The organism is Embleya sp. NPDC127516, assembly GCF_044765325.1.
Lineage (GTDB): Bacteria > Actinomycetota > Actinomycetes > Streptomycetales > Streptomycetaceae > Embleya.
Genome location: NZ_JBIWJT010000006.1, coordinates 360,769 through 380,634, shown reverse-complemented (window position 1 = coordinate 380,634; position 19,866 = coordinate 360,769). Strand labels below are relative to the sequence as shown.

Sequence of the window (19,866 nt, the reverse complement as noted above, 5' to 3'; positions counted from 1 at the left end):
ACGGTCGGTCCCGTCATCGGCGCGCGCAGGCGTACGGGCGGTCGGGCGGTCGGGGGACAGCGTGCGCACGACGCCCCTTCGCACACACGCCCGTGGACCGACGTGTCGTGACGGAGGAGGAGCGGGCTCGGATGGTGTTCGGCAGGCGCAGGGCGCGCACCGAGACGGAACCGGAGACGGGACCGACGGAAACTGCGCCGGAGGCTTCGCCGGCGACGGAATCGGTGGAAATACCGGAACCGGAGCCGGGGCAGGGGTTGGAGTCGGGGCCGGAGTCGAGGCCGGACTCCGCCGATTCCGGGTCGAACGCGTCCGGCACGCCGGTGCACGAGGCGGACGCCGCCCCGACCTCCGAGGATCCGACCGACTGGCAGCGCGTCACCGCGTTCAGGTACGGCTCGCTCGCCTCCGCGAAGTCCCGCTCCGCCACGCCCACACCCGGTTCGACCGTCGGCATCCGGATCCTCCGGGGCGGCGGTTCGGACGCCTTCTACACCCCCTGCGCGTTCGCCGGTGACGACCGCCGCTCGCTGTACCTGCCGGACGGCAGTCTGCTCTGCACGCTGGACGCCGCCGAGACGATCGACGACGTACGCCACGACCGGGTCCGGGCCCCCGACGGGGAACTCGTCGGCACCATCCGCCGGATCCCGCCCGCTCGTCGCCTGCTCAAGCACACGTGGCGGATCGACCAACCCGGCCGCCCCGAGATCGTCGGCCGCAACCTCTTCGCCACGACCGATCCGCGCAGGCTGGCGGCGCACACGGCGGACACCGCGCTCAGCCTCACCTTCGACACCCTGCTCTCCGGCCCCGACGGCTCCATCGGCCCGGTCCGCCCACGCGTCCTCGCCTGGAAGGCCGCGGGCGACCTCGTCATGACAACGAACGGCCGCTACCAGCCGGTCCGCGTCCTGGCCCCCTGGATCGACCGCCGACTGGCCTTCACCTTCGCCATGCTCGGCGACGAGTGAGCAACGGGACGGGCGTGCGGGTGAGCGGGGCGGGCGGGTCACCGGGACGAGGGGGCGATTGCGCGACGCGGCGCTCCTCGTACGGTCGGTCGGATGACGCGAGACGCCCGGGCCTGTCGTGCGCAGTGGTTCGCGCGACGGGCCCGGGCGGCCGGGTTGGAGCAGGTGGGTCGGACCAGGTGGGTCGGACCAGGTGGGTTGGACCAGGTGGGTTGGAACGGGTGGTCGGAGCGGGTGGGAGGCAGATGAGGCCGCTCCGGGCAGGAGTGGCGCGTGCTACTCCGAGGATCCTGCCGTCGGCTCCAATCCGCCGAAGGCGACCAGGCCCAGGACGACCAGGCCCAGCAGCACGCGGTAGGCGACGAAGACCGTGAAGCTGTGCGTGCTGATGTACTTCAGGAACCACGCGATCGCCGCGTAGCCGACCACGAACGCGACCACCGTGGCCAGGATCGTCGGCCCCCACGCCGGTGCCGGCCCCTCGCCGATCTTGAACAACTCCAGCCCACCGGAGGCCAGCACCGCCGGGATGGCCAGCAGGAACGAGTACCGCGCCGCGACCTCGCGCCGGTATCCCATCAGCAGACCCGCCGTGACCGTACCGCCCGAGCGCGAGACGCCGGGGATCAGCGCGAGCGACTGCGCGAAGCCGTAGATCAACGACTCCTTGCCGTTGAGCTTGTCCATCCCTCGGTTGTTCAACGCCATCCGGTCCGCGAACAGCAGGATCAGACCGAACACGATCAGCGTCGTGCCGATCAGCCGCAGGTCGCGGAACGTGGTCTCGATGGTGTCCTGGAACACCAGGCCCAGAACCCCGATCGGCAACGTGCCGACGATGATGTACCAGCCCATGCGCGCGTCGAGTTCGCCGCGCAGGGACGGGGTGTACAGCGATTTCACCCAGGTCCCGACGATGTTGCCGATGTCCTTGCGGAAGTAGATCAGGACGGCGGTCTCCGTCCCGATCTGGGTCACGGCGGTGAACGCCGAACCCGGGTCCTCCCAGCCGGCGAACGCCGACACGATGCGCAGGTGTGCGCTGGAGGAGATCGGCAGGAACTCGGTGAGCCCCTGGACCAAGCCGAGTACAACGGCCTCGAACCAACCGATCACCGGACGACTCCGAGGGACGTGAGAGGGATGCGGATCATGCCGGCAACGGTAGCGGCGGCCCACGGTGCGTCAGGTGGACGTCACATGGCCGAAATTGGACGGAACGGTAACGGCCGCGCCGCCGATACGCATCGGCGGGCGAATCGTCCGAGGTGGCCTGGGGTGCGGGTGGTGGGCGGTCGGAGAGTCGGGGCAGTCGGGGTCGGCTGAGGGCGGGCGCGGGCGGTCGGGGGCGTCGTCCCGGATGGCTTCGGTCGGTGTGTGGGGGTGTTTGAGAGGGTGGGTCGATGCGATATCTCGACTTCGGCGGCCGGGGCCCCACGCTCGTCGCCCTGCACGGCTCGTTCGGTCGTGGCGCGATCTTCACCCGCATGGCCGTCGAACTCGCGGGCGCGGCCCGAGTCGTCGCACCGGACCAGCGTGGCCACGGCCGACACCCACACCCCGGCCCGTTCCGACACGAGGACTTCATCGCGGACGCGGCCGACTTCATCCGTGACCTCGACGCCGGCCCGGTCGTCCTGTTCGGCCACTCGCTCGGCGGCATCACCGCGTACCGGCTCGCCGCCCAGGACCCGAACCTGGTCCGCGCGCTGATCGTCGAGGACGTCGGTCCCGTGATGCGCCGGCCCGAGATCGAGCAGCCGATCCTGGACGTCCGCGGTTGGCCGCGCGCGGCGCCGACGCGCGCCGAGCTGTCCGAGGCGATCCGGGCACGGGGCGTACCCGACGCGGGCTACTTCATGCAGAGCGCGGAGCGGGACGGCGACGGCTACCGGCTGCTGTTCGACTGGGAGCAGATGATGGCCGTACAGGAGGGCGCCATCGGCGACTGGTGGTCCGACTGGCTGGGCTCGTCCGTCCCGGCCCTGGTGCTGCGCGGCGGCCACAGCACGCTGCTCCCGGCCGGCCTCGCGCGCGACATGGTCGCCCGGCGGCCGGGCGCGCGACTGGTCGAGTTCCCCGACGCGGGGCACTGGATCCACGACGACGAGCCGGTGGCGATGGCCCGGGCGGTGGCGGCGTTTTTGGCGGAGCAGAGGTAGGGGGCGTCGGGCCCCGCGAGGCGGGGGAGTGAGGACACGCCGCCGGGCGGGGGTGAAGACACGCCCCTGGGCCCGCCCGGTGTGGGCGCGTTGTTTCGGCGGTGCGGGTGGATATGTGGTTGCCCGGGGCGAGTGGGGTCGAAATCCTGATGGGCATGAGCGATGAGAGCGTGGGCGAGTCGGTCGGTACGACGGCGGCGGCCGAGGGGACGGGGGGAGTGGGTCGGGTGGGTCGGGCCGGCGGCGGGAGTGGGGCCGGCAGCGGGAGTAGGGCAGGCCGGGAGACCGGGGTGTCGGAACCGGATCGGGTGGGCGCGGCGACCCCGAGCGTTCCTCTCCCTCCCGTAGCCGCCGGCGTCCGCATGTCGTGGGAGGCCGCGCCGGCCGCGCTGCGTGCCGCCGTCGAGGCCCGGCTCGGCGCACCGGTCACCCGCGCCGTCACCCAGCTCGGCGGATTCTCGCCGGGCGTCGCCGCCCGCATCGAACTCGCGGACGGGCGGCGGGCGTTCGTCAAGGCCGTCGGCACCGAGGCCAACCCGGACACGCCCGATCTGCACCGCACCGAGGCCCGCATCACCGCCGCGCTCCCGGCCGCCGCCCCCGTACCGAACCTGCTTGCCGTGATCGACCTCGACGACTGGGTGGCGCTGGTGTTCGAGGACATCGACGGCCACACGCCGGTCCAACCGTGGCGCCTCGGGGACCTCGCACGGGTCCTGACCGCCTACTCCGAGTTCACCGCCGGCATGGACCCGTCCCCGATCGAGGTGCCCACGATCGCGGAGGCGTTCGCCAAGACGTTCGGCGCCTGGCGGCGGGGCTTCGATCCCGAACCGTTCGGGCCGTGGACCCGCGCCAACGTCGACCGGCTCGCCGCCCGAGCGGCCGACTGGAAGAGCGCCGCCGAGGGCACCGCGCTCGTACACTGCGACCTGCGCGCGGACAACATCCTGCTCACCCCGGACCGGGTCGTGTTCGTCGACTGGCCGTGGGCGGTGATCGGCGCCGCGTGGTTCGACGTGGTCGTGATGGCACCGAGTGTGATCATGCACAACGGCGATCCGGCCATCGATCTGATCGAGGCGCACCTGGCGGCGCGGCGGGTGGATCCGGACCGAATCACCACCGTGCTGGCCGCCGCCGCGGGATTCTTCGCCGAGAGCAGTCTGCGCCCGGCTCCGCCCGGACTGCCGACACTGCGGCCGTTCCAGCGGGCACAGGCGCACGGCGCACTGACGTGGCTGCGGCGACGCATGGGGTGAGCGGTGTCGGACGGCTGATGTCGGGTAGTCGCCGAGGACGGTCGGACGGGAGGGGCGTGCATGAGCGTCGACTACGCGGATGGGGTGCTCCGAGTGGAGCGAACCTCACCACCGCTCGGCGTGCGCCTGTTCGGAGAGGTCGACCTCGACAACTGCGCGCACGTACGCTCGGCCCTGGTCACGCAGAGCGCGGGCGGTACCGGTGACCTCTACGTGGACGTGTCGTCGCTACGCTTCATCGACGTCGCCGGCATCCGTACGTTGGTCGAGACCGCCCTGCGAATTCAGCCGGGGAGGCGCCTGGTCCTGCATCGCGCCTCCGAGGAACTGTGCGTGCTCGTCCGGCTCGCCGGATGGGACCGGGTCCCCGGTCTGGTATTGGAGAAGGTGACGACCCGATGACGACGGCCACGATGTTCCGGCACGACGCCTTGCTCTACGCGGGCATCGACGAGTTCGTCGAGCGTACCGCCGGCTTCGTCCGGGCCGGGCTGGCCGACGACGAGGCGGTCGGCGTCGCGGTGATCGAACCGCGGGCCGGCGCGCTGCGCGACGAACTCGGCGCCGACGCCGACCGGGTGGCCTGGATCGACATGGAGCGGGTGGGTCGCAACCCGGCCCGGATCATCCCGGTCTGGCAGGACTGGGCCGAACACCACGGCGCACGCGTGTTCCGCGGCATCGGCGAGCCGATCTGGGCCGGACGCAGCGCCCAGGAGATCGTCGAGTGCCGACACCACGAGGCCCTGCTCAACCTCGCGTTCGACGGCGTGGCATGGCAACTGTTGTGTCCGTACGACATGTCCGCGCTGGATGCGGAAGTGATCGACGGGGTGGGGCACTCGCACCCGCGCGTGTTGACCGCCACGGCCGAGTGCGACGGGATGAACCCCGCCACCGAGGACTACGCCGCGACCCTGCTCGGTCCCGCCCTGCCGGACGCACCCGCGCACGCCGACCGATTGACGTTCCGCTCCGGCGAACTGGCCGGCGTCCGAGCGCTGGTCCGCCGCACCCTGGCCGACGCGCCGCGCGCCCACGTGAACCACGCGATCCTGGCCGTGAGCGAGATCGCGGGCAACAGCATCGTGCACGGCGGCGGCCACGGCACGCTCGCCGTCTGGATCGAGGACGCCTCCTTCGTCTGCGAAATCCACGACACCGGCCACATCACCGACCCCCTCGCCGGCCGCCACCGCCCCACCCCCGACCAAGACGGCGGCCGGGGCCTTTGGATGGCCAACCAGATCTGCGACTTGGTACAGATCCGCTCGACGGAGAGCGCGGGGACGACGGTACGGGTGCGCCTGGCACGGTAGGGGCGGGGTGGCCCTGGCCGGCCGAGGCGGGGCGGCTGTGAGGCCGGGGCGGGCTCCACGTCGACTTCTCGCCGGCTGACATCGCCGGGCACCCGACCGGTTCTGCGACTTGGTGCAATCCGCTCGACGGAGAGGGTGGGCGACGACGGTGCGGTTGCGACCGGCACGGTAGGAGCGGGCCGGTCCGGCCGGGGTGGTGGGGCGAGGGGCCGGCTCTGGCGATCCCGAGCTTCCTGCGCCGGGCGGCGTTCGTTGCTCGGGATCACGTCGACGTGGCGTCAATGCCGCAAGCCGGCCGCCCGGCTTGTTCGGACCGCTCCTCTTGGCGGGCGTACTCCTGCGATGTGCGAGCAGCAGTTCCTCCGTGACGAGTACCGCCGGAACGTCGCCGGCGGCTTGGACAACAGGACCGCCTTCCCGAGCCGCCCCGCAGACCGCCCGGTCGTACCTCGATGCCACGCCGGGGCCGATCACCTGGGTCAAACGTGATCCCTGGCCCGGCCGACGCGGTGGGGCCACCATCCTGGCTTCGTCGCACGAGAACGGAACCCGGTGGCCGGCATCGACCGCAGGGCCTGCCGCACGCCCGGTGGATCGTCACCGGGTCGGCGCCGATCGCCGCCGGGCCGCCGGCCTTCGGCGGGGTGGTCGGCCTTCGGTGGTGTGGTGGTCGCGCCAAGGCGAAGCTGCGGGCAACCGGCAACGTCTCCCTCGCCGAACGGCCCAAGAGCCCTCGTGGGGCGGGCCTGCTGGTGCGTGGCGTGATGGTGTCGGGTCCCCGGGCGGGGGCCCCGGGCGGGGTGAGGACGGTGAGGACGTGGGTCGAGAGTCAGGCGGACATTCCCGCACCGCGCTGCGTATGGGCCTTGCTGCGTTGGGCGGCAAGGCCGGTGAGGCGGGCGACGGCGACGCCGATCGCGCCCGGGAGAAGCCCGGCGGCGATGAACGCCACGATTCCGGTCCCCCACCACGCGATCTCGAACAGGATGCGCGGAAGGCCCGTCAACGCGTCCGCATTGTTGGCGGCCGCGAACCGCCCCCACAGAAACATCATCACCGAGGGCGCCGCCAACCCGACCAGAACCCGGACCGGCCAGCCGGCACCGAGGGTGAATCCCCAGTAGGCAGTGGCCCCCACGACAGCCAGTTCGGCCAAGAACAGCGCCACCATGGCGGTCCAGTAGAGCACGATCACGCGAGCCTCCCCGTCTAAAACGAGAGCACCGCTCTCGTCTGAGAGCATCATTCTGCGTCCACTGCTCCAAGTCAAGAGCACTGCTCTCGTTTGAGTTCACTGCTCTCGCCCAGTGCCCGCATGAACGAATCGCCCATCACAACGCGCCGAGCCTCCGCGGCGCCGAGGTCTGTCGGCGCCGGGCACCCACCCGTCCGGTCCACCCCACCGGCCGCACCGGCCTTGGTTCTGCCTCGCTCGTCCTGGCGTCTCTGGCGCTTGGGCTCGCCCACTTCGAGGCGCGGTTCGGACAACGAGGCCCAGGCGGTGCGGCTCGCCTCGGCCTGCTTCGTTGCTCCGTTCGGCTTGCCGGGGCGGCCTTTGTCGATGTCGGCCCGACGGCCAACCCTGCTGCCCGGGGTGAAGGTGCGGATGGGTTGAGAGCGGTCGGTTCGCGGGGTGGGCGGTTGGCTTGTCGGTACAGCTTGGGTCCGGAGAGGTGCTCCGAAGCGAGATCAGTGCTCTCGTATGCGGCCGGCGCTCTCATTGAAGATCGGTTTTCGCTCGCGGCCGGACTGAGTTGGGCTGGACTTGCTGCTGAGCGTGCGTGCGGATTTCGCTCGGGTGGATTTGGGGTGCGACTGGTGGCGTCGATTCGGTCGCGTGCTCCGAAAGGAGATCAGTGCTCTGAGTTGTGAGCGGTGATCGCGATGGCGAGCGGTGTTCGGGAGGCCTGGGGAGGGTGGTGATCGGTACGCGTGGCGGGGTGGGTGGGTGGGTGGGTGGGTGCGGGCTTGAGGTGAGAGAGCGGTGTTCTCGTTTGTGGGCGGTGGTCTTGATGTGGAGCGGTGGTCTTGGACAGCTGGGGGGCGTGGGTGCTCGCGGGGTGTTTGGTTGGAGGGTGTGGTGGCTTGGGGCCTTGGAAGGCTTGTGCCGATGGCGGAATCCGCCGGTGGCGGAATCCGATCCTGAGAGACCCATCAGTGTGCTGATCTTGAGGGAAGCCGCATGAGCGGCGGGTTGGGGCCGACGGGGAGGTTCTCAGGTGAGGGTGGTCTACGTACACGGCGCGTGCGTGGTGGATGGTGCGTGGTGGTGGCATCGCATGGTGGAGCCGCTTGCGGCGCATTGGCTGGATACGCAGGCGGTCGAACTGACCAGTGCCGGCAGGAATGTGGCCGGGCTGGGAGACCTGCACGACGACATCGCGGCGACGCGGGCTGTGCTCGAGGGGAGCGATGAGCCGACCATCGTGGTTGCCCACTCGTACGGCGGCATGGTCGTGTCGGAGGCTGCGGCCGGTCTGGGCTCGGTGCGGCACCTTGTGTACGTGACCTCGGTGATGCCCGAACCGGGCGAGACCCTGGCGCACTTCGCCGGGCCGGAGCCCGCGCCTTGGATGGAGGTCGGGAGCGACGGCACGATCTCCGCCCGGCCCGAGACCGCCGCCGAGGTCTTCCTTCAGGGATGCGACGACGAGGTGATCGTCGCCGAGGCGGTGCGTCGGCTCGTGCCGCAGTCGTTGGCCGCATTCGGCCAGAGTCCGAGCGTCGCCGCGTGGAAGGACGTGCCCTCCACGTACGTGGTCTGTACGGAGGATCGTGGTTCGTCGGCTGCCTGGCAGCGGGAGCGGGCTGCCCGGGCCGATCAGGTGATCGAGATCCCGACGGACCATCACCCGTTCTTGAGCCGCCCCGCGTTGTTCGCGGACTTGCTGGCCAGACTGGTTCCCGCCGCCCGCCGCCCGCCGCGCACGGGGCTAGGCCATGATCGCCTGCAATAACAGGCCTTGGCGACACTCGTCACGCACGTGGTACTTGGCACATGGGCCGCCGGCTCCAGGCTGCCGCGAGCGATAGGGGTCAAGGACGGGCTTGGGGTGAACTGGCCGCGTTGGTGGTGGGATTGCGGTGCCGGCCGGCCGGCGCCTGTCCTTTGCCATCCCACTTGGTCGTAGACACGTCACCTGACCTGGGCGGACCTGGACCTGTGCGGAGTTGGACCATCCGCCGAGCCGAAGGCTGCGTGCGACACGCAATCAGACCGGTCGCACCTGGTTGTCGGGGGTCCAGGTGTGGTCTACGAGCGGGCCGAAGGCGGCGCGTGCGTGCGTGTCCTGCCTTTGCCAGGTCAGCCAGCGCTCGTAGGCCCCTGCGCCTTGGAGCCGGATGCCCCAGTGGTACGTGGGATCCAGGAAGAGCACGCCGCCGTAATCGAATTCGCTTCTTGGTATTGGCCCCGTGGCTGGTGTGGTGGGTCAGTCCAGTTCGGCCATGCCTTCGGCTACTCGTCGGATGGCTGCGGCGTCGTCGGGGCGGCCGTTCTCCTCGTAGCGGTCCGCGAGTGCCTTCGCGGCTTCGATGAGGGTGTCGGGGTCGGCGAAATCCAGGTCCGAGCCGGTTGTCAGGGCCCGGACGGTGACCTCGAGGAGGTCCACGAGTTCGGACGCGGCCACGCCGCCGGCCACGCCCGATGTGTAGGCCGCGTAGCCGAGCATGCCGAATCGGGCCTGCGCGAGACCGTTTTCGGGCTCGTCGTCGCGTACTCGGCCCACCTCCGCCATGGCGCCGACCACGCAGCGGAAGGCCATGCCGTGGTTGCCGAAGGTGGTGAACGCCGAGGCGCAGTCGACGAAGGCGTCTGCGGTGGCGAAGGGATCGGGCGTCGGGAAGTCTTCGGTAAGCAGGTCGTACGCGGTGTGGGCGCTGACCATCGCGGGACGCTCTCTGCCCGCGTCGGCTCGTTCCCGGGCCTGCCGGGCGATCGCCCGGCCACCGCTCCTGGGGCCGAGTTCGTTCGATCGTCGACGGAAGAGGGGCACGGAGGTTCTCCGGTCTTGTGCGGCGTTGTGTCGGGACGGACGGACGGGTCAGATCGGATCGGATCGAGACGGGACGGGACGGGACGGGACGGGATGGGACGGGATGGGTCGGTCGGGTCGGCTCCCAGCGGAGCCCACGATCTTGGGACGCATCGACACCGCATCGCGTTCCGGAATTCGGTTGCTCGCAAGGCGTGCCCATGGAGTTGACCCCGGTCCCGTTCTCTGGCCCGGGACCGGCCCCGACTCTGGCCCCAACTCCGGGTCCGACCCCAGCTCCGGCTCTGGCTCCGAGCCCCGACTCCGGCTCTGGCGCCCGGCCAAGACTCCAACGTCGGCACCGGCCACGACCCCGGCATCTACCCGACCCCGGCTCGGGCTCCGACATCGGCCTCCGCTTCGGGCCCGACCCTGGCGCCGGCGACGACTCCGGCTCAGGCCGTCGCCCCGACCCCGACCTCGACTGCAACCCCAGTCCCGGCCCGGGCCTCGACCCTGCTTCGCCCCGGTTCGGCTCCCGCCCCAACTCGGCTCCCGCCCCGGTTCGGCTCCCGCCCCAACTCGGCTCCCGCCCCGGCTCGGGTGGGGGCTCCGGCGTCGAGCTCGGTTGGGCGCGTGCCTTGGATGGCTTTGCGGGGGTTGTGTGGTTGGTCCGTGCCGGGGTGGGTGGGGTGTGGCTCGCGGGGGCGGGGGCGGGGGCGGGGGCGGGGTGCGGGTGGGTTAGGGGGTGGGGGTGTCGGGGCCTTGGGCGCGGACGCGTTCGACGTTTTCGAGGGAGTCGCGGAGGTTGGTGAGCCAGGTGTCGGTGTTGCCTTGGACGAGGCGTACGCACCAGGCCAGGGCGTCGCTGCGGCTGCGGGCGACGCCGGCGGCGACGAGGGTGTCGAGGACCTGGCGTTCGGGTTGGCGGAGGCGGGTCATGACCGGTACGGAGACCGTGGTGAAGAGGGCACGGGTGCCGCCGCATTCGACGCCCCAGGAGACCTTGCGGCCGAAGCGGCGCTCGGCTTCGCGGGCTACGGCGATGCGGTCGTCGCGGGTGCGTTCGCGGAATTCGGCGATTCGGCCGTCGAGGGCGGCGTCGCGTTCGTCCGTGGAGACGTCGTCGGCGAGTTCCGGTTCGGGGATGCGGCCGATGACGGTGATTTCCTCGCGGTCGACGGTCACATCGACGAGGGCGGTGAACAGTCCTTCGGGGAGGCGGCCGGTGAACCAACCTCGTACGGCTTCTTGCTTGGTTGTAATCATGTAATTCAACTTACGCCAATGTTGGCTGATGGCAAGGAGGTCCGCCCACAGCGGAAATTTGGCAGCGGGACGAGGATGTGGACGGCGGTGTGGGGATGGGGAGTTCGGAGCGGGGAGGGACGGTCGGCAGCGTGCCGGGGGTGCCGAGGGATGTTGTCGTGGCACGATCGATGGCCATGGCTACGGCCGCGGCTGGCTGCGGTGACGCCGTGGTGACGCCGTGGTGAGGGGTGATGGTGATGGGTTCGGAGGGTCGGATGGCTCGGCGGGTGCTGCTCGGGACTTGGCCGACGCCGCTCGAACCCGCGCCGAGGTTGGCGAAGGCGCTTGGGCTCGGTGCGGATGATTTGTGGGTCAAGCGGGACGACCTCACCGGTCTGGGTGGTGGCGGTAACAAGGTGCGGAAGCTCGAGTGGACGTGTGGTGCGGCGGTTGCCGCCGGGGCCACGACGTTGGTGACCACGGGGGCACCGCAGAGCAATCACGCGCGGTTGACGGCGGCGGCAGGTGCTCGGCTGGGGCTTGATGTCGTGCTCGTGTTGGCGGGTACGGGCGGGGCCTCGGCGTCCGGGAACATCGCGCTCGACGGGTTGTTCGGCGCCACGGTCGTATGGGCGGGCGACGTCGGGCGGGCGGAGCTCGATGCGGTCGCCGGGGAGGTGGCCGCGCGGTTGCGCGAGCGTGGGGGCGTTCCGATGGTGCTTCCGTTTGGTGGGTCGAGTGTGCTCGGTGCGCGAGGGTACGTGGAGTGCGGGCGGGAACTCATCGGTCAGGCGCCCGAGTTGGATGTCGTCGTGGTGGCGCTGGGTTCCGGCGGCACGATGGCGGGGCTGGTCGACGAGTTGGGTCCCGAACGTGTGCTCGGTGTGCACTGTGGTGCCGTCGACGATCCGGCCGGGACCGTACACGGGCTGCTCTCGACTCGGGACGAAGCACGTTGCGCGCGGGCTTCGTTGCGGGTGCGGCTGGATCAAGTCGGTGATGGGTACGCGACGTTGACTGAGGCGTCCATGGCGGCGCTGACTCTGGCGGCGCGTACGGAGGGCATCGTGCTCGACCCGATCTACACCGGGCGGGCGATGGCCGGGCTGATCGCGGCGGTCAAGGATGGCGAGGTCCGCCCCGGTTGGCGCACGATCTTCATGCATACGGGTGGCTTGCCCGGGTTCTTCGGTCACCCGACGACGCTCGGGAGGGCGATGTCCGGCCTGAAGGCGGGCGATGGGCGGGCGGGGTCGGCCGGATCGGCGGGCTGAGTGGGGCCGAGGCCGGGGTCGGGCCGAGTCGGGCCGGGCCGGTCGGACTCGGCGAGGACTGGGCCGGGGACTTCGGGGATCCGCGGGCTGATGCCTGGTCGGTGCGGCCGGCATTCGGTCGATGGGGAATCGGCGACGCAGGGTGGGATATGTCGACCCTGAAGGGCGTCCCGAGAGGGTGGGCCTCTTGTGTGGGGTCCGGTCGGGTTGATGCGGGCGCGGGATTGGACCGCGCTGCGTTCGGGTGGGTCGGAGTGTCGCGGTGGGCGTTGTCCTGACCGGCCGGCCGATGGGCGGTTGGCCGGGTGGACTGCCGACACGCCTGCTCTGCGGGGGCCGACGCAAAGTGGGCTGGGTCCAGTTCAGGGGACATGCCGATTGCGCGTGTCCTGCCGGGTCGATGCGGGTGCGGTTCGATCCGTTCGGGTGGGCCGAAGCGCTGAGGTGGGCGTTGTCCCGATACGTCGGCCGGCCGCCCCAACCGGCAGCCGACTGGGTGGACTGTCGACGTCGGCCCCGGGTGGGCCATACCGGCTCCGAAGGCTGTTCGAGGGGGCGCCGAGGTGGTGCTCCGCGCAGGTCGGCGGGTGGGTTCGGGTGGATGTGGTGAGGCCGGCTTCGCGTGGGGCTTCGCCGATATTCGTGGGCGTGGGGTGGTTCTCGGCGCGCGGCTCGGCGCCGGCTCGGCCCGATGCGGGCGTTCGTGTCCGCGCGCAGAGTTGGTGCATGGCGGACCGGTCGTGTCGCAGGGGTGGTGTCGGGTTCGTTGGCGACCCGGGGCGGGGGGCGTGAGGGTGGGGGCAGGTAGCTTGGGGCGCATGACCATCGAGGGCATTGCCGTGCGGATGTCGGTCGGGACTTTGACCGCGATCGCGGGGTTGCATGTTGCGTGGGGGCTGGGGTCGTCGTGGCCGCTGCCCGATCGGGTGTCGCTGGCGGATGCGGTGGTCGGGCAGCCGGGTGTGCCCGGACCGGCGGCTTGCTTCGCTGCCGCGGGGGCGCTGGGTACGGCGGCGCTGTTGGTGGCCGGGCGGCCGAGGAGGAAGCCGGCGGTGGTTCGGCTCGGGGCGTTCGGGGTGGCCGGCGTACTGGGGTTGCGCGGTGTGGTCGGCCTGGTCGGACGGACCGATCTGCTGTCGCCGGGATCGTCGTCGGATCGCTTTCGCCGTCTCGATCGCATGGCGTACTCGCCGCTGTGCCTCGCTCTTGCGGTCGGCTCGGCGGTCTCGGCCGGCGGGAGTGGCCGATGAATCGGCTCGGGCTGGTCGCGGTGGTGGTGCGGGATTACGACGAGGCCATCGCGTTCTATACGCGTGCGCTCGGGTTCGACCTGCGCGAGGACAGTCCGATGGAGGACGGCAAGCGATGGGTCGTGGTCGCGCCACCCGGTACGGGGCCGAACGAGGCCGCGGTGCTGTTGGCGCGTGCGGTGGACGACGAGCAGCGGTCCAGGGTGGGGGATCAGACCGGCGGGCGGGTCGGGCTGTTCCTGTACACCGACGACTTCACCCGGGAACACGCTCGGATGCTTGCCGCCGGCGTGGTCTTCGAGGAGCCGCCGCGACGGGAGAAGTACGGCGTCGTCGCGGTCTTCCGGGACCTGTACGGCAACCGCTGGGACCTGATCGAGCGCACCGGTCCGACACGATGAACGACGCCCCGTGCGGTGCTGTGCGCTGACCGGACGGGTGGGTGGGTGGATGGATGGGCGGTCGCGGCGAGCCTGGCTCCGCGTACGTGGTTCGGTGGCCCGTACCGCCGCGTCGCCGGCACCGCCCGCAGCCAGGCGGAGACCGACCGCACGCGAGGACGGGCTCGGGGTGTAGCGGTCGCCGCCTTGTCAGAGGTGCGACGTACGTGGCGGCCTCGGAGCTGATGGGTCGCGGGCCGTGGAACGTTACCGCCGAGCTGCCGAGGTGACGACGGCAACGACGATGCCAACGACCACGACCACGACCACGACCACGGCAACGGCAACAGCTGCAACAACACCAGCGACGACTGCACCGGGCCTGGTGGGCCCGGTTCGCCCCGAGCCGACACCGGCCGAGCGGGGCAAGGGCCGACCAACGCACTCAGGTGATCAGTGCTGCGCCAGCGCGATGACCAGCCACAGGAAGGCCACCCCCGCGATCGTGCAGAGCAGGGTCGAGCCCGATGGGTGGGGGCTGTGGGCCTCGGGGAGGATGTCGGCCGTGGCGAGGTAGAGCAGGAAGCCGGCGAAGAAGCCCAGGTAGAGGCCGAGGAGGTGTTCGGGGATCGTGAAGGCGAGGGTGATCGCCGCGCCGGCGACCGGGGCGACGGCGTCCGCGCCGAGCAGGGTCAGGGCTCGGCGGCGGTCGTTGCCGTACATGCGGGTGACGGTGTACGTGTTGAAGCCGTCCGCGAAGTCGTGGGCCACGACCGCGATGGCCACCGTGGTGCCGACGGTCGTACCGGCCTGGAAGGCCGCGCCGATCGCAAAGCCGTCCATCACGCTGTGCCCCACCAACGCGGCGGCGGCGGTCAGGCCGATGCCCTTGGCGGGCCCGTCCGGATTCGCGGTCGAGCCGTGGTGGTGGGCGTGCGGGGCGTACTCGCCCTCGTGGGCCCGGTGGATGGCCACCGAGCGCTCGATCACGTGTAGGACGAGGAAGCCGAGTACGAACATCAGCAACGCCTGGGGTACGCCGCCGATCCGATCGCCCGCCGCCGAAAGCGCCTCCGGCAGCAGGTCGAACGCGACCACGCCGAGCATCAGCCCGGCGGCCAGGCCCAGTACGAGGTGCCGGCGGTCGCCGATGCGTTGCGCCACCCAGCCGCCGAGCAGGGTCATCAGGAAGGCGCCGGCGGCGATCAGTACGGCGGTCATGGCCGCGCCTGCCCAGGCGCCCAACCAGGATTCGGAGGCTTCACCCGCGTCGGCGTCATCGGTCAATCGTCGTTGAGTGGAGGCCCGTACGCGTCCGTGATTGCGCCGTCCGAGTGGCACGCATAGGTCGTCCACGCCGCGCACACGCCTGCCGGAGTCAGGTAAGTCGGGTTGCGTCGAGCCGAGTTGACGGGGCCGGCTCGTTGCCCCGCCCCCGTCCCATCCGGCCGCCTACCCGGCTGCCTGTCCACCCGGCCGATCGCCCGCCCGTCCGTTCCCCACTCCGTCCGCCCCACCCGTACCCCGTCCGCCTCACCCTTCCGCCCGCCCGGCGGCGGCAGATTCACCTCTGGTGCGAAGCACCGCCGTCCGAGTACGCACCGTGTACCCGTAGTCCACACGCGGCGACAAACGGGCACCGGCAGTGAAAGAGAGGGGACCGCGGCCCCGAAATACACGCGCCAACGTGCGGACGGCCCCCGTATTCTGGTCACGGCCGCCCGAACGACCCCGCCCGGCAAGCAAGCCGATGGCCCGGTCCCAGGCGAGCCGTACTCCGTGCCACCCCGCCGCCGCGCGACTTCGGCGACCCCAATGAGCCGCGAGGCGTGTGGGCGACCCATGCCATGTACGCAACGGGGAGAACGGAACGATGAATGTGAATGTAGGCGACAAGGTCCAGGCCAAGTTGGAAATCGGCGGCTTCACCAGGCAGACCGTCCCGGCAGGCGCACCGGGAGTGGTCGTACGTACCACGATGGGCCGTGCGGACGTGTGCTTCACACTGCGCGGTCTGGCCGGCGGCTTCCGTACGGTCGAGGTATCGGTCGAGCCGGGCAAGCTCGTCAAGGTCTGACCGACCGGCACTTGATAAAACAGCCGATCCGAACCGAATCCACGCGTTCCCCGTCACGACCTTCGCGGCGGGGAACGCGCACGCTCGGGCACACCCCACCCGCCACAGCGCATCCCCACCCGCCACGGCTCATCGGCACCCCCACCCCCACCGCCATCCCCACGAGCCACCCCCGATTCCCGTTCCCCTCGTGCCGTCCACACTGCAAGATGTCGGTGGATATTCCTGCACAGCCCTCGCCGTAGGAGTTGGAGGAATAGTGAGCCGAACCGCGCACCGTCCTCGACGTCGGCTGCCGGCTGCGGCCGTCGTCGCCGTGGCCGCCCTGCTGATGTCGTTCCTGGTGTCACCCGTTGCGCAAGCACACCCGAACCCTCCCGCCGGTGAACCCGGTTGCGATCCGATCGATCCGGCCGCGTGTTTGCTGCCGTTCCCGAACAACTGGTTCACCCAGGCTGATCGGCGTGCCGACACCGGGCGTCGGGTCGCGTTCAAGGCGGAGATGATGCCGAAGGGCGCGACGCCCGACGCCTGGAACCGCAACGACGGCTTCTCGCCCGGCTCGACGCTGATCACCCGGATTCCCGGTGTCGACCTCGGCAAGAGCGGCGCGGCCCCGGTCACCGACGTCGGCGCGTCGCTCGCGCGCAACGCCCCGATCGTCATCCTCGACACCCAGACCGGTGAACGGTGGCCCTACTGGGCGGAACTGGACGCCAACGCCACCGATCCGGCTCGCCAGGCCCTGCTGGTACACCCGGCCAAGAACTTCGTCCCCGGCCATCGCTACGTCGTCGGCCTGCGCAATCTGCGCGGCGCCGACAACCGGATGATCCCCGCGCCCGACGCATTCGCCAGGATCGCCGGCCGTACTCTGCCGCGCCGCGATCCACTGGCGGCGCGCCAGGCGCAGTTGCGTCCCGTGCTGGATCGCCTCGACCGAGCGGGTGTGGATCGTCGCGGACTGTACCTGGCCTGGGACTTCACCGTCGCCGGCGAACGCAACCTGACCGCCGGCATGCTGCGGATGCGGGACGACGCGTTCGGACGACTCGGTGATCGGGCACCGGAGTTCGCGGTGACCGGGGTGAAGAACCTGACCCGGGAACAGGATTCGCGGATCGCTCGCGAGGTGACCGGGACGGTCACGGTACCCAGCTATCTGAACCGCCCCGGCGGCCCCACCGGTTCCACGCTCAACCTCGGCCAGGACGGCCTGCCTCGCCAGTTGCCGGGCAACACCCAGCAGGCGCAGTTTCGTTGTGAGATCCCGCGCGGTGCGTTCGAGGCGCCGTCGCAGGCATCCCTGTACGGGCACGGTCTGCTCGGCAGCAACAACGAGGTGGGCGGCGGGAACGTCAAGGCGATGGCCGCCGAGCACGGCATCACGTTCTGCGCGACCAAGTGGATCGGCATGGCGGACGAGGATCTGCCCACGGTGGCCCGCGCCCTCGCCGACCTCGGCAGCTTCGGGGCGGTGCCCGACCGTACCCAACAGGGCTTTTTGAACGCGCTGTTCCTGGGCCGCGACATGATCCACGAGCGTGGCTTCACGGCGAACCCGGCCTTTCGTACCGACGACGGCCGGCCGCTGATCGACATCGCGAAGGGCCTGGTCTACGACGGCAACAGCCAGGGCGGCATCCTCGGCGGATCGCTGATCGCGGTGTCCCAGGACGCCAAGCGCGGGGTGCTGGGGGTGACCGGGATGAACTACAGCGTCCTGCTCAACCGCAGTTCGGACTTCGGGCCGTACGGGCAGATCCTGGACGCCACGCATCCGGACAAGCTGGACCAGCAGGTGGTGTTGTCGCTGTTCCAGATGTTGTGGGACCGAGGCGAGACGAACGGCTACGCGAGCGGCCTGGACCACAGTCCGCTGCCGCGTACGCCGCGTCATCAGGTGCTCATGCAGATCGCCTTCGGCGATCATCAGGTGTCCACGGTGACCGCCGAGATCGAGGCGCGGACGATCGGTGCGCGCATCCACGAGCCGGCCATCGCGCCGGGTCGCAACCCGGACCGGGATCCCTATTGGGGGATCCGGCCGCTGCCGCGCGAGCCGTACCGGGGGTCCGCGCTGGTGGTGTGGGACAGCGGGTCGCCCGCGCCGCCGGTGACCAACACGCCGCCGATCGGGCCGGAGTACGGGCGCGACCCGCACTCGGACCCGCGCAACTCGCCGGTGGCCCGGCGGCAGAAGGCGGAGTTCCTGGCCACGGGGCGGGTCGTGGACGTGTGCGGCGGCGCGCCGTGCACGGCGCCTGCGGGATAGCACTCACTCGTGTGAGGGTGTGGGTTCCGGCCGTGTCCGGCGCCGGAACCCACGCAAGCCGAGGGAGCGCACATGTCCGTCGCGTCCGAATGGGACCCCGAATCGAGCCCCGAATCCGACGACGTATCCGAATCGGTAGCCGACTCGGCTTCGAGGGCCGAAGCCGAAGCCGAAGCCGAAGCCAGGGCCAAAGCCGACGCCGACGCCGACGCCGACGCCGACGCCGACGCCGGGGCCGGGGCCGGAACGGAAGCCGCCAGGATCGCCAAAGGCACCGAGCCCGCAAAGGGCACCGAGCCCGACGCCACCCCCCACCGAACCCCCTCCGTCCGTCCGCGACTCGATCCGCCGGATCTGGCCCGGGTCATGGATCTCACGCCGCATCCCGAGGGTGGTTGGTTCCGGGAAACGTGGCGCAGCGGTGTGAGTCTGACCCCGCCCGGCTACTCGGGGCCGCGCGAAACGGCGAGCGGTATCTACTTTCTGCTCTGCCCGGGGGAGGAATCGGCGTGGCATGTGGTCAGGTCGGCCGAGTTGTGGTTCTGGCATCGCGGCGGGCCGCTCGAACTGCGCCTGGGTGGGGACGGTGAGACGCCGGACGTCGAGCCGACCCGGATTCTGCTGGGCCCGGACGTGGCGGCGGGCGAGCAGCCGCAGGTGCTGATCCCGCCCGGGGTGTGGCAGGCGGCCCGGCCGGTGTCGGAGCGCGAGGTGCTGGTGTCGTGCGTGGTCTCGCCCGCGTTCTCGTTCGAGGACTTCCGGATGTTGTGAGCGGGGACTTCCGGATGCCGCGACCGAGAGCGGGTCGCCGATACTACGGTGGCCGCCGGGACCCGGTTCCGTCCTCCGGGCGGGGCCCGGCACGCTGCCAGGGAGTACGACGTGAGTGATGCACAGTCCGACTACGCCGATTCCGTGGTGGCGGCGTGGTCGGCGGTACTGCCGGACGTCGAGGCGTCCTCGGTCGGGTTCGTGGTGCGCCTGCATCAGGCGATGATCGCGATGGAGGAGTTCGACCGGCGCAGCATCGGTGCGCTGGATCTGACCGCGCCGGAGTACATGGTGCTGGCGGTGTTGGCGACCCGGCGGGATCGGCCGGGGTTGACCCTGCGTGAGCTGCAACCGTTGGTGATGTACTCGTCGGGCGGGATGACGCATTGCGTGGACCGGCTCGCGCGCAAGGAACTGGTCGAACGCCGGCCCAATCCCGACGACGGCCGCTCGGTCCTGGTCTGTCTCACCGAGCGCGGGCGCGTGTGCGCTCGGGCGGCGATGCGGGCGCGGATCGAAGCGCTCGACGGGCTGCTGAAGCCGATCGCGGGTGCGGATCGGGACGTGGTCGACAAGGCGCTGCGGATCCTCGCCTCGACGCTGGGCGCGCAGGGCTAGACAGGTACGGACGGGTGCCCGGGCGGGCCCGAGCGCTCGGCCGCTTGAAGCCCGAGGCCCGGGGCCCAAGGCCAAGGCTCGGCCGTGGTGGGCTGGTCGTCGCGGACCCGGGCGCGGAAGGTGGCGGCCTTGGCGCGGTTGCCGCCGCCGTGCGTGTCGCGCGCCGGCGGTGGCTGCCGTGCCGGGACGCGTCCACGTAGAGCCGGGTACAGGTCGGCGCCTCGCACTCCCTGACCCGGGCGGCATCCGAGCCGCCGAGCAGGGTGACCGCGGAGCGCG

Annotated in this window: 19 protein-coding genes and 1 pseudogene; 13 read left to right on the top strand and 7 right to left on the bottom strand. The window is 71.0% G+C overall.

Annotated elements, in window-relative coordinates:
* Window positions 1-224: 224 nt before the first annotated feature.
* A complete protein-coding gene (locus tag ACIRL2_RS14845; protein WP_402232297.1) occupies window positions 225-974 on the top strand; it encodes a hypothetical protein in 750 nt (249 codons plus the stop codon).
* A 276-nt stretch (window positions 975-1,250) separates the two neighbouring features.
* Here ACIRL2_RS14845 and ACIRL2_RS14840 read toward each other — a convergent pair whose 3' ends face one another.
* Window positions 1,251-2,087 carry an undecaprenyl-diphosphate phosphatase gene (locus ACIRL2_RS14840; RefSeq protein WP_402232389.1) on the bottom strand — a complete coding sequence of 279 codons (837 nt, stop codon included), beginning with the start codon at window positions 2,085-2,087 and terminating at the stop codon, window positions 1,251-1,253.
* 290 nt (window positions 2,088-2,377) lie between these two features.
* Between ACIRL2_RS14840 and ACIRL2_RS14835 the strand changes: the two genes are divergently transcribed.
* From ACIRL2_RS14835 to ACIRL2_RS14820, 4 genes are all read left to right on the top strand, one after another.
* Window positions 2,378-3,136, top strand: coding sequence for an alpha/beta fold hydrolase (locus ACIRL2_RS14835; RefSeq protein WP_402232295.1), 759 nt, complete (start codon window positions 2,378-2,380; stop codon window positions 3,134-3,136).
* A gap of 155 nt (window positions 3,137-3,291) precedes the next feature.
* Window positions 3,292-4,398 (top strand): phosphotransferase, encoded by a 1,107-nt coding sequence (locus ACIRL2_RS14830; RefSeq protein ID WP_402232294.1) that lies wholly within the window; start codon window positions 3,292-3,294, stop codon window positions 4,396-4,398.
* Between the two features lie 60 nt (window positions 4,399-4,458).
* Entirely contained in the window at window positions 4,459-4,800 is a 342-nt protein-coding gene (locus ACIRL2_RS14825; protein WP_395865766.1) for an STAS domain-containing protein, read from the top strand.
* A complete protein-coding gene (locus ACIRL2_RS14820) occupies window positions 4,797-5,717 on the top strand; it encodes an anti-sigma factor RsbA family regulatory protein (protein ID WP_395865765.1) in 921 nt (306 codons plus the stop codon). Before ACIRL2_RS14825 ends, ACIRL2_RS14820 begins: the two co-directional genes overlap by 4 nt.
* Window positions 5,718-6,546: 829 nt before the next feature.
* Here ACIRL2_RS14820 and ACIRL2_RS14815 read toward each other — a convergent pair.
* Window positions 6,547-6,912: a YrdB family protein gene (locus ACIRL2_RS14815; protein WP_395865763.1), complete on the bottom strand. Its 366-nt coding sequence runs from the start codon at window positions 6,910-6,912 to the stop codon at window positions 6,547-6,549.
* Between the two features lie 1,024 nt (window positions 6,913-7,936).
* Here ACIRL2_RS14815 and ACIRL2_RS14810 point away from each other — a divergent pair.
* Complete coding sequence (locus tag ACIRL2_RS14810) at window positions 7,937-8,674, top strand: alpha/beta hydrolase (RefSeq protein ID WP_402232293.1); 738 nt, start codon at window positions 7,937-7,939, stop codon at window positions 8,672-8,674.
* A gap of 255 nt (window positions 8,675-8,929) precedes the next feature.
* Here ACIRL2_RS14810 and ACIRL2_RS14805 read toward each other — a convergent pair whose 3' ends face one another.
* From ACIRL2_RS14805 to ACIRL2_RS14795, 3 genes are all read right to left on the bottom strand, one after another.
* Window positions 8,930-9,094, bottom strand: coding sequence for a hypothetical protein (locus tag ACIRL2_RS14805; protein WP_395865759.1), 165 nt, complete (start codon window positions 9,092-9,094; stop codon window positions 8,930-8,932).
* 54 nt (window positions 9,095-9,148) lie between these two features.
* Window positions 9,149-9,604, bottom strand: coding sequence for a hypothetical protein (locus tag ACIRL2_RS14800; RefSeq protein ID WP_402232292.1), 456 nt, complete (start codon window positions 9,602-9,604; stop codon window positions 9,149-9,151).
* Between the two features lie 828 nt (window positions 9,605-10,432).
* On the bottom strand, window positions 10,433-10,960 hold the full coding sequence (locus ACIRL2_RS14795) for a hypothetical protein (protein ID WP_402232290.1): 528 nt from the start codon (window positions 10,958-10,960) through the stop codon (window positions 10,433-10,435).
* A gap of 239 nt (window positions 10,961-11,199) precedes the next feature.
* Here ACIRL2_RS14795 and ACIRL2_RS14790 point away from each other — a divergent pair, with 239 nt between their 5' ends.
* The 3 genes from ACIRL2_RS14790 to ACIRL2_RS14780 all read left to right on the top strand — a co-directional run bounded on the left by ACIRL2_RS14790 (window position 11,200) and on the right by ACIRL2_RS14780 (window position 13,867).
* On the top strand, window positions 11,200-12,216 hold the full coding sequence (locus tag ACIRL2_RS14790; protein ID WP_402232288.1) for a pyridoxal-phosphate dependent enzyme: 1,017 nt from the start codon (window positions 11,200-11,202) through the stop codon (window positions 12,214-12,216).
* An 818-nt stretch (window positions 12,217-13,034) separates the two neighbouring features.
* Window positions 13,035-13,466, top strand: a complete 432-nt coding sequence (locus tag ACIRL2_RS14785) for a DUF3995 domain-containing protein (protein ID WP_402232286.1) — start codon at window positions 13,035-13,037, stop codon at window positions 13,464-13,466.
* Entirely contained in the window at window positions 13,463-13,867 is a 405-nt protein-coding gene (locus tag ACIRL2_RS14780; RefSeq protein WP_395865750.1) for a VOC family protein, read from the top strand. Before ACIRL2_RS14785 ends, ACIRL2_RS14780 begins: the two co-directional genes overlap by 4 nt.
* Window positions 13,868-14,299: 432 nt before the next feature.
* Here ACIRL2_RS14780 and ACIRL2_RS14775 read toward each other — a convergent pair whose 3' ends face one another.
* A complete protein-coding gene (locus tag ACIRL2_RS14775) occupies window positions 14,300-15,067 on the bottom strand; it encodes a ZIP family metal transporter (RefSeq protein WP_395865927.1) in 768 nt (255 codons plus the stop codon).
* A gap of 652 nt (window positions 15,068-15,719) precedes the next feature.
* Between ACIRL2_RS14775 and ACIRL2_RS14770 the strand changes: the two genes are divergently transcribed.
* From ACIRL2_RS14770 to ACIRL2_RS14755, 4 genes are all read left to right on the top strand, one after another.
* On the top strand, window positions 15,720-15,923 hold the full coding sequence (locus tag ACIRL2_RS14770) for a hypothetical protein (protein WP_395865746.1): 204 nt from the start codon (window positions 15,720-15,722) through the stop codon (window positions 15,921-15,923).
* Window positions 15,924-16,254: 331 nt separating this feature from the next.
* The gene (locus tag ACIRL2_RS14765; RefSeq protein ID WP_402232387.1) at window positions 16,255-18,198 is read left to right on the top strand and encodes a hypothetical protein; all 1,944 of its coding nucleotides are present in this window, start codon (window positions 16,255-16,257) and stop codon (window positions 18,196-18,198) included.
* Window positions 18,199-18,270: 72 nt separating this feature from the next.
* Window positions 18,271-18,969, top strand: a complete 699-nt coding sequence (locus tag ACIRL2_RS14760; protein ID WP_402232283.1) for a cupin domain-containing protein — start codon at window positions 18,271-18,273, stop codon at window positions 18,967-18,969.
* A 111-nt stretch (window positions 18,970-19,080) separates the two neighbouring features.
* The gene (locus ACIRL2_RS14755; protein WP_395865742.1) at window positions 19,081-19,587 is read left to right on the top strand and encodes a MarR family winged helix-turn-helix transcriptional regulator; all 507 of its coding nucleotides are present in this window, start codon (window positions 19,081-19,083) and stop codon (window positions 19,585-19,587) included.
* A gap of 199 nt (window positions 19,588-19,786) precedes the next feature.
* On the opposite strand, the pseudogene ACIRL2_RS14750 reads toward ACIRL2_RS14755, so the two are convergent.
* Window positions 19,787-19,849 (bottom strand): annotated as a pseudogene (locus ACIRL2_RS14750) (hypothetical protein); the annotation flags it as partial.
* Between the last annotated feature and the right edge of the window lie 17 nt (window positions 19,850-19,866).

Coding starts and splice junctions, on each gene's coding strand:
- ACIRL2_RS14835 (WP_402232295.1), top strand. CDS start 2,378: ATGCGATATCTCGACTTCGGCGGCCGGGGCCCCACGCTCGTCGCCCTG.
- ACIRL2_RS14830 (WP_402232294.1), top strand. CDS start 3,292: ATGAGCGATGAGAGCGTGGGCGAGTCGGTCGGTACGACGGCGGCGGCC.
- ACIRL2_RS14825 (WP_395865766.1), top strand. CDS start 4,459: ATGAGCGTCGACTACGCGGATGGGGTGCTCCGAGTGGAGCGAACCTCA.
- ACIRL2_RS14820 (WP_395865765.1), top strand. CDS start 4,797: ATGACGACGGCCACGATGTTCCGGCACGACGCCTTGCTCTACGCGGGC.
- ACIRL2_RS14800 (WP_402232292.1), bottom strand. CDS start 9,604: ATGGTCAGCGCCCACACCGCGTACGACCTGCTTACCGAAGACTTCCCG.
- ACIRL2_RS14795 (WP_402232290.1), bottom strand. CDS start 10,960: ATGATTACAACCAAGCAAGAAGCCGTACGAGGTTGGTTCACCGGCCGC.
- ACIRL2_RS14790 (WP_402232288.1), top strand. CDS start 11,200: ATGGGTTCGGAGGGTCGGATGGCTCGGCGGGTGCTGCTCGGGACTTGG.
- ACIRL2_RS14785 (WP_402232286.1), top strand. CDS start 13,035: ATGACCATCGAGGGCATTGCCGTGCGGATGTCGGTCGGGACTTTGACC.
- ACIRL2_RS14780 (WP_395865750.1), top strand. CDS start 13,463: ATGAATCGGCTCGGGCTGGTCGCGGTGGTGGTGCGGGATTACGACGAG.
- ACIRL2_RS14775 (WP_395865927.1), bottom strand. CDS start 15,067: ATGACCGCCGTACTGATCGCCGCCGGCGCCTTCCTGATGACCCTGCTC.
- ACIRL2_RS14770 (WP_395865746.1), top strand. CDS start 15,720: ATGAATGTGAATGTAGGCGACAAGGTCCAGGCCAAGTTGGAAATCGGC.
- ACIRL2_RS14765 (WP_402232387.1), top strand. CDS start 16,255: ATGTCGTTCCTGGTGTCACCCGTTGCGCAAGCACACCCGAACCCTCCC.
- ACIRL2_RS14760 (WP_402232283.1), top strand. CDS start 18,271: ATGTCCGTCGCGTCCGAATGGGACCCCGAATCGAGCCCCGAATCCGAC.